Annotated in this window: 9 protein-coding genes; 7 read left to right on the forward strand and 2 right to left on the reverse strand. The window is 69.9% G+C overall.

The genetic code is table 11. The features are described 5' to 3' along the window. The first annotated feature begins 99 nt into the window (after positions 1-99). From ACIPY5_RS18570 to ACIPY5_RS18585, 4 genes are all read left to right on the forward strand, one after another. Positions 100-2,130, forward strand: coding sequence for a primary-amine oxidase (locus tag ACIPY5_RS18570; protein ID WP_400973404.1), 2,031 nt, complete (start codon positions 100-102; stop codon positions 2,128-2,130). 207 nt (positions 2,131-2,337) lie between these two features. Further along, positions 2,338-2,850, forward strand: coding sequence for an FHA domain-containing protein (locus tag ACIPY5_RS18575; RefSeq protein ID WP_400973407.1), 513 nt, complete (start codon positions 2,338-2,340; stop codon positions 2,848-2,850). 114 nt (positions 2,851-2,964) lie between these two features. After that, positions 2,965-3,978: a glutaminase A gene (gene glsA, locus ACIPY5_RS18580; protein WP_400973408.1), complete on the forward strand. Its 1,014-nt coding sequence runs from the start codon at positions 2,965-2,967 to the stop codon at positions 3,976-3,978. Between the two features lie 28 nt (positions 3,979-4,006). After that, a complete protein-coding gene (locus ACIPY5_RS18585) occupies positions 4,007-5,647 on the forward strand; it encodes an MFS transporter (protein ID WP_309340394.1) in 1,641 nt (546 codons plus the stop codon). A gap of 21 nt (positions 5,648-5,668) precedes the next feature. On the opposite strand, the gene ACIPY5_RS18590 is transcribed toward ACIPY5_RS18585, so the two are convergent. Both ACIPY5_RS18590 and ACIPY5_RS18595 read right to left on the reverse strand, forming a co-directional pair. After that, positions 5,669-7,018, reverse strand: a complete 1,350-nt coding sequence (locus ACIPY5_RS18590; RefSeq protein WP_400973413.1) for a DUF222 domain-containing protein — start codon at positions 7,016-7,018, stop codon at positions 5,669-5,671. Positions 7,019-7,070: 52 nt separating this feature from the next. Next, a complete protein-coding gene (locus ACIPY5_RS18595) occupies positions 7,071-7,727 on the reverse strand; it encodes a histidine phosphatase family protein (RefSeq protein WP_400973416.1) in 657 nt (218 codons plus the stop codon). A gap of 123 nt (positions 7,728-7,850) precedes the next feature. Between ACIPY5_RS18595 and ACIPY5_RS18600 the strand changes: the two genes are divergently transcribed. The 3 genes from ACIPY5_RS18600 to ACIPY5_RS18610 all read left to right on the forward strand — a co-directional run bounded on the left by ACIPY5_RS18600 (position 7,851) and on the right by ACIPY5_RS18610 (position 11,751). Beyond that, on the forward strand, positions 7,851-8,498 hold the full coding sequence (locus ACIPY5_RS18600) for a PadR family transcriptional regulator (RefSeq protein WP_309340400.1): 648 nt from the start codon (positions 7,851-7,853) through the stop codon (positions 8,496-8,498). Positions 8,499-8,509: 11 nt separating this feature from the next. Then, positions 8,510-10,276: a sulfatase gene (locus ACIPY5_RS18605; RefSeq protein WP_400973420.1), complete on the forward strand. Its 1,767-nt coding sequence runs from the start codon at positions 8,510-8,512 to the stop codon at positions 10,274-10,276. Positions 10,277-10,383: 107 nt separating this feature from the next. Further along, complete coding sequence (locus ACIPY5_RS18610) at positions 10,384-11,751, forward strand: MFS transporter (RefSeq protein WP_400973423.1); 1,368 nt, start codon at positions 10,384-10,386, stop codon at positions 11,749-11,751. Positions 11,752-11,755: the final 4 nt, after the last annotated feature.

Here is an 11,755-nt window from a genome sequence, read left to right on the forward strand (position 1 = left end):
GTGGCGCGCTCTCGCGCGGCACCACCCGGTGATGGCAGACTCGAAGTCCGCCGGGGCGCGCATCGTGGCGCCCCCGGGGATCGAACGATCGGGACCCACATGTCGTCGCAGCCCACGCCATCGCACCCCCTGGACTCGCTCACGGGTGCGGAGTTCTCCGCCACCGCCGCCGTGCTCACCCGCGAGCACGGCATCGACGCCGGCTGGCGCTACGCGTCGATCATCCTCAAGGAGCCGCCGAAGGCGGAGGTCAAGGCGTGGCGCGAGGGGGATCCGGTCGTGCGCCGCTCCCTCTCCGTGCTGTGGCGCAAGCAGACCAATGAGGTCTACGAGGCCGTCGTGAACCTCACCGACGACACCGTCGAGTCGTGGACCCACGTGCCGGGCGTGACCCCGAACTTCACGATCGACGAGTACCACGACTGCGACCATGCGATGAAGGAGAACCCGGAGGTCCGCGCCGCGCTCGCGGGTCGCGGGATCGACGACCTCGACCTCGTCCTGTTCGACGTCTGGACCTACGGCGGCGCCGTGATCCCCGACAGATGGCGCGACCGCCGCCTCGGCTGGGTGGACCTGTGGGTGCGCGCGACGCCCGACGGCAACCCCTACGCGCACCCCGTGAGCGGACTGAAGATCATCGTCGACATGAACACGCTCGAGGTGCTCGAGATCGAGGATCACCACGACTTCGGCTTCCCCGAGGTCCGCGGCGAGTACGTGCCGGAGCTCGCGGGCATCACGCCGCGCGAGGATCTGAAGCCGCTGCAGATCGTGCAGCCCGAGGGCGTCTCGTTCACCGTGGAGGGATCCCGGGTCCGCTGGCAGAACTGGAACTTCCGGCTCGGTTTCAACTACCGCGAGGGACCGGTCATCTACCAGGTCGGCTTCGACGATCAGGGCACCCGGCGCGAGGTCGCGTACCGGCTCTCGTTCGCCGAGATGATCGTGCCGTACCGGGACTCGAGCTTCGACCACTACCGCCGCACCGCGTTCGACATCGGCGAGTGGGGCCTCGGATACATGTGCACCTCGCTCGAGCTCGGCTGCGACTGCCTCGGCGAGATCACCTATCTCGACGCCGTGCTGCCGGACACGGCAGGACAGCCCTGGACGATCACGAATGCGATCTGCCTGCACGAGGAGGACAACGCCGTGCTGTGGAAGCACGTCGACCCGGACTCGGGCACGGAGGTGCGCCGACAGCGTCGTTTCGTGGTTTCGGTGCACGCGACGGTCGCCAACTACGAATACCTCGTCTACTGGCGCTTCTACCAGGACGGCAACATCGAGTGCGAGGTGCGCGCCACCGGCATCATGGTCACGACGCCCATGGCGGAGGGCGAGCAGGGCAAGGCGACGGGCACCACGATCGACGCGCGCACATACGCGCCGTTCCACCAGCACTTCCTGATCGCCCGGCTCGACCTCGACGTCGACGGGGACGGCAACACCGTCGTCGAGTCCGATTCGATGCCCGCGCCGATCTCGGACACGAACCCCTTCGGCCTCGACCTGCACACGCAGGCCACGGTCATCCGCTCCGAGGCCGAGGCGGGGCGGCGCTACGACTGGGAGCGTCAGCGCGGCTGGAAGGTGCAGAACCCGAACCGCCTCAACGCGTGGGGGGCGCCCGTGGCGTACAAGCTCGTGCCCTCGGCGTCTTTCCCCGCGATGTTCGACGAGTCGTCCCCGATCCTCAAGCGCAACCCGGTGATCGGCAAGACCCTGTGGGTGACGCGGCACCACGACGACCAGTTCTGGCCGGCCGGCGACTACCCGACCCAGGCCGTCGACGACCTCGGAAACGGCATGACGGCGTGGATCGCGGACGACGAGAACCTCGTGGACGAGGACGTCGTGCTCTGGTACAACTTCGGGATCCACCACATCACCCGCGCCGAGGACTGGCCGATCATGCCGGCGGACACCATCTCGTTCTGGCTCAAGCCGTTCGGGTTCTTCGACCGCAATCCCTCGCTCGATGCTCCGCGCACGGTCAAGGGCGCGGCCTGCGCCTGCGGCGGCGGCGAGTGCCACTGCGACCACGGCGAGGGGCACGGAGACGGTGCGGCCCACGGCGACACGCACGGCCGCGACGAGGGGCACGAGCACGATCATCACGGGTGAGCGCGGCTCGGCCCGCTGACGCGCGACGGGTCCGTCTCCCCCCCCCGGGGCGGATCCGTCGCGCGCGCAGGAACGGCTTCGCCGGATCCGGCGCCGACGCCCGCGGCCGGGGTTACGATCGCGGTATGCGAGAGACCAGGGCGACACCCCGCTGAGCGTCCTGGACCGATGATCCGCGTCGCCCGGCCTCCGCGAAGGAGGTCGGACATGAACACGCAGGAGCAGCGCGGCACCACCACGCACGCGGACTGGGGCGCGGGGCATCCTCATCTGCTGATCACCCGCGAGGACACGCACCTGGTGCACGAGATCACGGAGGACGAGACCCGGATCGGATCCGGCGCGGACTGCCAGATCCGCCTCGAGGGCATCGACGCGGTGCATGCGATCATCCGCCACGACGGGCACGACGACTACGACCTCGAGATGGTCGGGCCCGGACAGACCAGCGCGAACATCGCGAAGGCCGCCGAGGAGGAGGGGCGCCCGGTCGAGACGCTGCACACCGGCGCGCGCTTCACCGCGGGCGACTGGCGCCTGGTGTTCGTGCGCGACGAGTTCGCCGACCACGGCCGCCCCTACGGCGGGCGCCTCGGCGGCGAGGGCGCGCACCAGCGCCGGCAGCCGCCCCGCCCGGACTACGAGAGCCAGGGCCACACCGGGGCCATCCCGGTGCCGCCGGCGCCGCCGCAGACCGCGCCGGACGCGTTCGGCGACTGAGGCGCGATCGCCGAACGCCCTTCCCACCAGGGCGTTTCCCGGGCGTCGGTGTGCGGGCGCCCTCTGTCGCCGGACGGCGCTCTGCGGAATACTGGTGCCGTCAGAGGAGACGACGTGTTCCAGGCCGCCGTGAACGATGTCCCGCAACTCAGCTTCACCGGCGCGCTCCCGCACACCGCGCGGATCGACGAACTCGTCGCCGCTGCGCATGCACGCTACTCCGGCCACGACGACGGGGCCGTCGCCGACTACATCCCCATCCTCGCGGAGGCGGATCCGGCCTGGTTCGGTCTCTCGGTGGTGGACGTCGACGGCGGTGCGCATGCGGCGGGCGAGGTCGGCGTCGCCTTCTCCGTGCAGTCGATCTCGAAGGCCTTCGTCTTCGCCCTGGCCGCGGACGAGATCGGGCACGACACGATCCGCGAGACCGTCGGCGTGAACAACACGGGACTCGCGTTCAACTCGGTCGTGGCCGTCGAGCTGAACGACGGCAGCCCGATGAATCCGATGGTCAACGCGGGTGCGATCGCGACGACCGCGCTCGTGCCCGGCGCGCACGCCGAGGAGCGCTGGCAGCGGATCCGCGACGGGCTCAGCCGGTTCGCCGGACGACCGCTCGCCCTGGACGGCGAGGTGTACCGGTCGGAATCGTTCACGAACCACCGCAACCACGCCCTCGCGCGCCTGCTGCAGAGCTACGATCGGCTCGCGATCGCGCCGGACGAGGCCGTCGACATCTACACGCGGCAGTGCTCGCTCGCCGTGACCGCCCAGGATCTCGCGGCGATGGGGGCGACGCTCGCCGACGGCGGCGTGAACCCGCTCACGGGCGAGCGCGTCGTCTCGGCGGACACCGCGCGTGACACCCTCGCCCTCCTCGCATCGTGCGGCATGTACGAGCGCAGCGGCGAGTGGCTGTTCGAGATCGGTCTGCCGGCGAAGTCCGGCGTCTCCGGCGGCATCGTGGCGATCGCCCCCGGTAAAGGCGCCATCGGCGCCTTCTCCCCCCGCCTCGACGAGGCCGGCAACAGCGTGCGAGGTCAGCGCGCGTGCGCGTTCCTCTCCCGCGCTCTCGGCCTCAACCTCTTCGCCTCCGCACCTCGTGGCACCCACGCCCCCGGCGCCTGACGGATCCGACCGCTGTGAAGGAGTCCTCATGACCGATGTCACCTCCCCCGTCACCCCGCCCGTCGAGGAGCGACGCTCCTGGGCGCCCATGATCGGGCTCTTCCTCGCCCAGGTGCTGATGTCCTTCAACGTCGCAGCCCTGCCGATCTCGCTGGGCGGGATGGTCGAGGACTTCGGCGTGCCGCCGACCACGGCCAGCTCGACCATCGTCGTGTACGGGCTCGCGGTCGCCGCGCTCGTGATGACCGGCGCCAAGCTCGGTCAGAGGGTCGGCTGGGTGCTCATCTTCCGCATCGTGGTGGCCGTGTTCGCGCTCAGCAGCGTCCTGATGATCACGGCGACCTCGATCGGCTGGGCGATCGGCGGGCAGGTTCTCGCGGGCGCATCCGCCGCCATCATCGTGCCCTCGCTCGTCGCGCTCATCGCGGAGAACTATCGCGGCGCGCAGCAGGCGACCGCGGTGGGGTCGCTCGGCTCCGCCCGCGCGTTCTCCGGCATCAGCGCATTCCTCATCGGCGGCACGCTGGGCACGTTCGTCGGCTGGCGTCCGGTCTTCTTCATCACTCTCGCGCTCGCGATCGCCGTGTTCGCGCTGAGCTTCGGACTGCGCGGCGATCGCGGCAACCCCGCGATCCGGATCGACCTCGTGGCATCGGCGCTGATCGGCGCCGCGGTCGTGCTGCTCACGCTGGGCTTCAACAACCTCAACGCGTGGGGCATCCTGCTCGCCGAGCCCGGAGCCCCGTTCTCGGTGCTCGGCCTCTCCCCCGCCCCGCTGTTCGTCGTGGTCGGCGTGATGTTCGGCCAGGCTTTCTTCCTGTGGACCCGACGGCGCATGCGCCTGGGCAAGGTGCCGCTCGTGGACCTGAGCGTGCTCGGCAAGCGCTCCGAGCGCGCCGCAGTCTACGCGATGTTCATCATCGTGGCGATGGAGGCCGCGGTGAACTTCACCGTGCCGACCTACATCCAGGTGGTGCAGGGGCGGACGCCGTTCGACACCTCTCTCGCGATGATGCCGTTCAACCTCACCGTGTTCGTGACCGCCACCCTCATCGTGCGGTTCTACAAGCGCTTCGCCCCGCGCACGATCGCGCTGTTCTCGTTCACCCTGACCACCCTCGCCCTGATCTGGCTGTCCATCGTCGTCACGAACAACTGGGAGACGTTCCCGACGATCCTCGGCCTCGTCGTCTTCGGCATCGGCCAGGGATCGCTCGTCACGCTCGTGTTCAACGTGCTCGTCACCGCGGCGCCGAAGACCCTCGCCGGCGATGTCGGATCCATCCGCGGCACGACGCAGAACCTCGCGAGCGCCGTGGGCACGGCGGTCATGGGGGCGCTGCTGGTGACCCTGCTCAGCATGGGTTTCACGCAGGCCGTCGCCGCGCACAAGGATCTGCCGCCGGAGATCATGACGCAGGTCGACCTGGATCAGGTGAACTTCCTCAGCAACGACGCCCTGAAGGCCAAGTTCGAGGAGACCGACGCGACCCCCGCGCAGATCGACGCAGCGGTGGCGATCAACGAGGAGCAGCGCCTGCGCACCCTGCGGCTCGGCTTCCTCGTGCTCGCCGGCATCAGCGCGATCGCCGCCCTCCCCGCCTCGCGCCTGCCGCGCTACCGCCCGGAGGAGATCCCCGCGCCCGACAACCTGAAGGAGAAGCCCTGACGGGAGAAGTGCGGAAGCTGCTCAGACGAATTGGACGCGCCGTGGGGGCTCGTCGATGTAGGTGCGGCCGTCCGGGCTGATCCATTCGATGATGCCGCCAGGCTGCGGGATGGCGTGCCATCGCCAGCGATCGTCGAGGTCGGGGTGTTTCAGCGCATGATGTCCGCGGCACAGGCAGGACAGATTGCCGAGATCGGTGGGGCCGCCCTTGGCGTGGTCGTGGTTATGGTCCAGGTCGCAGGAACGGGCCGGCATCCGGCACCCCGGGAACCGGCAGCGCTGATCCCTGGCTCGCAGGAATCGTCGCATCCGCTCCGTGGGGGCGTAGGTGTCGGTGCGGGTGAGCATCCCGCGAGCGTCGAGGAAGAGCCGGTCCCACACGTCGGCCGTCGCCGCGAGGCGCCGGGTGAGGTCCACATCGATCGGACCATGCCCGTCGAGCTCGGCGGGCCGGTCGTCGGCTCCGGTCAGGGTCGGTGCGGCGATCGTGACCTGCACGGTGGCGCGGATGCTGTCGATACCGCTCTCGGGCATCAGATCGGTGTCGGAGGCGAGCAGCAGATCCGTCGCGATGTCGGCGCGCATCTCATCGAGAGACCGAGTATCACGGGCCGGTTCCTGGAGGTCTTCCGCCATGGACGCGAACAGCGCCAACCGTCGCCGGTCGTCGTCGCTGAGTTCTTGGCCGGCCTGAGGAGCGTGCGGCCCCTGGAACGCACCGCCGGCCTCGGCGTCGCCGGTCAGCCGGAGCTGCCGGGCGATCGCCGTCAGTCGATCTTGGGCGGCGTGCGCGAGCGGCGAAGGCATCAGGATCTCCAACCAGGCCATCCCGTCGTCGACGTCGGTGACCCGCACCTGCCGATCAGCGCGGGCACGGCGATGCCTCTCGGTCGTGCTCTGCGGGGCGACCGCGGCGGCCGCGGACCTCGCGAAAGCCTCCGCACGCGGCGCCGTCTCCGCCACCGCGCAGGGGACCACGAGCCCCTCGTACCGGTGGTGCGCGTCGACATCCGCGATATCGAGCGGCGCCGCCGCCTGCACGATCACGACAGCATGCCGCAGCGAGATCTCGCCGGCGGCGAGCGCGGCCCTCGTCATCGGGAAACGGTCGTTGAGAGACCATCCCGTCGCGAGCGCTCGAACCGCCGCCGCCCGGGAGATGCGCAGGCCCGCGGAGACCTCCGCGAACATCGACCGCTCAGCGCTCTCGAACCCGTCGGCACCGGGGGGAACCTCGTCGAGGAGCAGCTGCACCCGCGCTCCGAGCAGGGCCGACTTCTCCGCCTCGAGGGCGGCGATCCGTCGGTCGATCTCGCGGCACCGATCCACGATCTCGTCACTGCGGACGAGGTGCGGATCGAAGATGGCCATACCCCATTGTAGAACATATCTTCGAATGAGGGAAGAGGCCGTCGGACTCCTCTCAGGACTCGGACGGCACCAGAGGCAGCTGCGGACCGTGGTTCCACGCCAGGATCGCGGGCTGCTCGCGGGTGAAGCCGAGCACGGAAACGGATCCGGCGTCCAGCGTGATCGCGGCCCCGAACCTCGGCGCCTGACGCAGGAACACCGCGGTCAGGATCCGCAGGTAGTGGCCGTGCGCGATGAGCGCGACATCGCCTTCGACCATCGCGGGCAGCACCCGGGTGAGCACGCGCGAGGCGCGCGCGGCGACCTCCTCGACGGTCTCCCCCGGCGTCTCCCCGCGGATCACGCCGTGCGTGAACGCGCTCCAGTTGTAGCCGAGCTCCGCGCGGATGTCCTTGGTCGTGCGCCCCTCGAACCCGCCGTAGTCCCACTCCACGAGGAGCGGATCGACGTCGGCCTGCAGCCCCGCGAGCTCCGCCGTGCGGCGGGCGCGCTGCAGCGGCGAGGACAGGACGAGACGGAAGTCGTATCCGGTGACGAGCGCTCCGGCCAGGCGGGCCAGCTCCTCGCCGCGCGGGGTGAGCGGGATGTCGGTGCGGCCGGTGTGCCGGCCGCTGCGCGACCATTCGGTCTCGCCGTGCCGCAGCAGCACGAGCTTGCCCTGCGGGTTGTCGGGGGCGGGATGGTCGGGCAGCGGGTCGAGAGTCTCCACCTCGCCACCGTACGCCCCGGACCTCTGCGCCGTCGCGGAGGTCGGCTCTTGACGCACCCATGACTCTTGTGTCATCCTCGGTCTGTCATCGCGAGGATGACACAAGAGTCATAGGTTGGATCAATGAAGCTCGAACACCTCCTCCTCGGCCTGATCGGCGAGAAGCCGTCCACCGGCTACGAGATCAAGCGCTACCTCGATACGCACGGACGCTTCCTGCGCTCGAACACGACGATGAGCCAGGTGTACCGCTCGCTCGCCGGCATGGTCGAGCGCGGATGGGTCGTCTTCACGGTCGACGACCGCCCCGGCGCCCAGGACGCGAAGATCTACCGGGTCACCCCCGAGGGCATGACCGTCCTGCTCGACTGGCTCACCGGTCCCTACAGCCCGCCGAGCCGCTTCCAGGATCCGGAGTTCGGCGCGCGCCTCAGCTTCGCGGGGTTCATGACCAGGGAACAGCTCATCGACCTCATCGAGACCGAGCTCACCGCCCGCGAGGAGCAGGTCGCGCGCTTCCGCCTCCGTGATCGCACCCTGCAGGTCGCCCCCGACGTGGAGTTCGACTACGAGTTCGCCGCCGCGCTCAACGAGCGCCTGCACGTCTACGGCATGGCGGCGATCGACGGCTACATGGACATGCTGCGCGAACTGCGCCGCGACCTGCTCGACGGCGTGATCGGATCCGCGCCCGCCTCCTCGCACCAGGGGTCGTCGCACCGGACCGCCCCCGAGACGTCCGAGACGTCCGCGAGCGGAGCGACCCGCTGATGCGCGCGATCATGGTCATGTTCGACAGCCTGAACCGCCACCTGCTGCCGCCCTACGGCTCGGACGAGATCCACGCCCCGAACTTCCGCCGTCTCGCCGAGCGGACCGTGACCTTCGACCGCTTCTACGCCGGATCCATGCCGTGCATGCCCGCCCGGCGCGAGCTGCACACCGGGCGGCACAACTTCCTGCACCGTTCCTGGGGCCCGCTCGAGCCCTGGGACGACTCGATGCCGGAGATGCTCGGCAAGGCGGGCGTGCACACGCACCTCGCGAGCGATCATCCGCACTACTGGGAGGACGGCGGCGCGACCTATCACACGCGCTACACGACCTGGGAGTTCTTCCGCGGTCAGGAGGGCGACACCTGGAAGGCCGATGTGGCGGCGATGGGTCCGTCGACCGGCTTCAAGGACCGCCTGCAGCGCCAGGACGCGATCAACCGCGGATATCTCGCGCGCGAGAGCGAGCATCCGCAGACCCGCACCTTCGACGCGGGCCTGGAGTTCCTCGCCACGAACGCGGATGCGGACAAGTGGTTCCTGCAGATCGAGTGCTTCGATCCGCACGAGCCGTTCTTCACGTACGAGGAGTACCGCCGGCTCTACCCGCATCGCTATGAGGGCCCCGAGTTCGACTGGCCGCCGTACGCGAAGGTCACCGAGCCCGAGGATCAGGTCGAGCACGCCCGCTACGAGTACAAGGCGCTCGTCTCGATGTGCGACCGGTCGCTGGGCCGGGTGCTGGACTTCATGGACGAGCACGACATGTGGGAGGACACCCTGCTGCTCGTGAACACCGACCACGGCTTCCTCCTCGGCGAGCACGGCTGGTGGGCGAAGAGCGTGCAGCCCTGGTTCGAGGAGCTCGTGCACCTCCCCGCCTTCCTCTGGGACCCGCGCACGGGCCTGGCCGGCACCCGCAACGACGATCTGGTGCAGACCATCGACATCGCGCCCACCCTGCTCGACCTCTTCGACGTCGCGCCGACCGAGGACATGCTCGGGATCGCGCTCCGCCCCGGCGGATCCGAGTCCCAGGAGAATGAGGACGCCTCCCCCGCGAGGGTCCACGAGGGCGCGCTCTTCGGCATCCACGGAGGGCATGTCAACGTCACGGACGGGCGCTACGTCTACATGCGCGCATGCGCGACGCCGCAGAACGCACCGCTCGAGGAGTACACGCTCATGCCGACGCACATGCGCGGACGGTTCGCGCCCGCCGAGTTCGCGGGCGCCGAGCTCGCCGAGCCGTTCCCGTTCATGAAGGGCGTGCGCCCGCTGCGGCTGCGCGGCTCCGCGATGGTGAGCCCGTTCCTGCACGGCACGCTGCTGTTCGACCTGCAGGAGGATCCGCAGCAGCTGCGACCGCTCGACGATCCCGCGCAGGAGCTGCGGATGCTGCGCCTGCTCGCCCGGCTCCTGCAGGAGAACGACGCCCCGGAGAGCCAGTACGCCCGGCTCGGGATCCCCGCGGACGCGGAACCCGGCGAGGAGCATCTGCTCGTCGCCGCGCAGGCCGCCCTCGCGACGGCCGCGGCCCAGCCGCTCCCGCCGCTCGACGACTTCCCGGCCGGACGGTTCGGCCTCGGCACGCCGCTGCCCGAGCTGCTCTCGCATCCGCTCGCGCTCGAGGTGCTGCGGGGCGCGGTGCCGCAGCTCGTGCACACCGAGACGCTCGGCATGCTCGGCAGCACCTCGCTCTACCAGCTCGCGGCGATGATCGCCCTGCCCCCGGCGCTGCTGCGCGGCGTCGCCCAGGACCTCTCCGCCCTCTGACCCCTCACCGTTCCATCCCTCACGTTCCATCCCTCACGTTCCATCTCTCACCGTTCCACCCCTCACCCCAGCCCGCTCGACGATCGACGATGATCCAGGAGACCCCCATGTCCGCACCCGAATCCGCCCCTCCCCTCGCGCCGCCGGCGGGCACGCCCACCTCGGTCATCCGCGCCGAGAAGGCGGCGCATGTGCCGCACCGCTGGCGCAACCTCTTCACCCTGACCGGCATGCTCGTGGTCGACGGCACCGAGGGCGGCCTGACCACGACGCTGTTCCCGACGATCGCGAAGGCCCTCGGTCTCGACAACGGCCATCTGGGCCTGCTCGCGGCCGCGGGGAAGATCATCTCGGTGCCGTTCGGACCCGCCTGGGTCTGGATCTCCGGCCGGACGTCACGCCGCACGGCTCTGGCGCTCAGCACCGCCCTGGCCGGAGTGTTCGGCATCGCCGCGGGCTTCTCGAGCGACTTCCTCGCCCTCCTGATCTTCAACACGCTGATGGCCGCCGCGCTCATCGGTGCGCAGCCCATCGCGAACGCCGTGGTCTCGGACCTCTTCGACGACAAGAACCGCGCCCGCGCCGTCGGCATCTTCTACGGCGCCGCCGCGGGCATCGGAGCGGTCCTCAGCCCGCTCATCGCGCAGCTCTCGCACTTTGCCGACGGCTGGCGCTGGGGCATGTGGGCGCTCGGCGGCGTCTGCATCCTCGCCGGCGCCGCGATCCTCGCGCTCTTCAAGGATCCGGGCGTCGGCGCCGCGGAGAAGCAGCTCGCCGGCCTCGATGCCGAGAAGCGCGCCGAGGTGAAGCCCACCTTCCGCAGCGTGATGTCGCTGTTCCGGGTCCCCTCCTATGTCGTGATGATGGTCTCCCGCCTGCTCTCCGGACACCTGCTGATCGGCGTGTTCGGCATCCAGTTCCTCGTCACGGTGCGCGGGTTCGACAACGCCACCGCCGCGATCGCGGCGCTTCCCTTCGGCATCGGCTACTTCCTCGGCACGCTCGGCGGAGGCTTCCTCGTCGGCGTCCTCGACCGTCGCGCCCCGCGGCGCGGCCGTGTCGCCTACATCCAGGCCGCACAGGTGCTGTTCGCGGTCGTCGCGTTCTTCGGCACCCAGTTCGCCTACACCGGCATCGGCGTCTACGCGCTGATCTGGGGGCTCATGGGCATCGCGCAGGGCATGAACCCTGGCGTGAACCGGCCGATCATCATGGCGATCACCCTGCCCGAGCTGCGCGGCCAGGCCTTCGCGATCATGATCACGATCTTCGAGGCGATCGGCTGGGCCGTGTTCTCGATCGGTGCCGGCTTCCTCGCGAACGCGCTCGGCCTGCAGGCCGTGTTCCTCTGGGTGCTCGTGATCCTCATGCTCGTCAACGCGGCCGTGCTGGGGATCCTGTACCGCACCTACCCGCGCGATGTCAGGAAGGTCGCCGACGAACTCGAAGCCCGCCGGCTCGAGCTCACCGCCTGATCCG

The sequence above is a fragment of the Microbacterium sp. NPDC089698 genome, assembly GCF_044749045.1.
GTDB lineage: Bacteria > Actinomycetota > Actinomycetes > Actinomycetales > Microbacteriaceae > Microbacterium.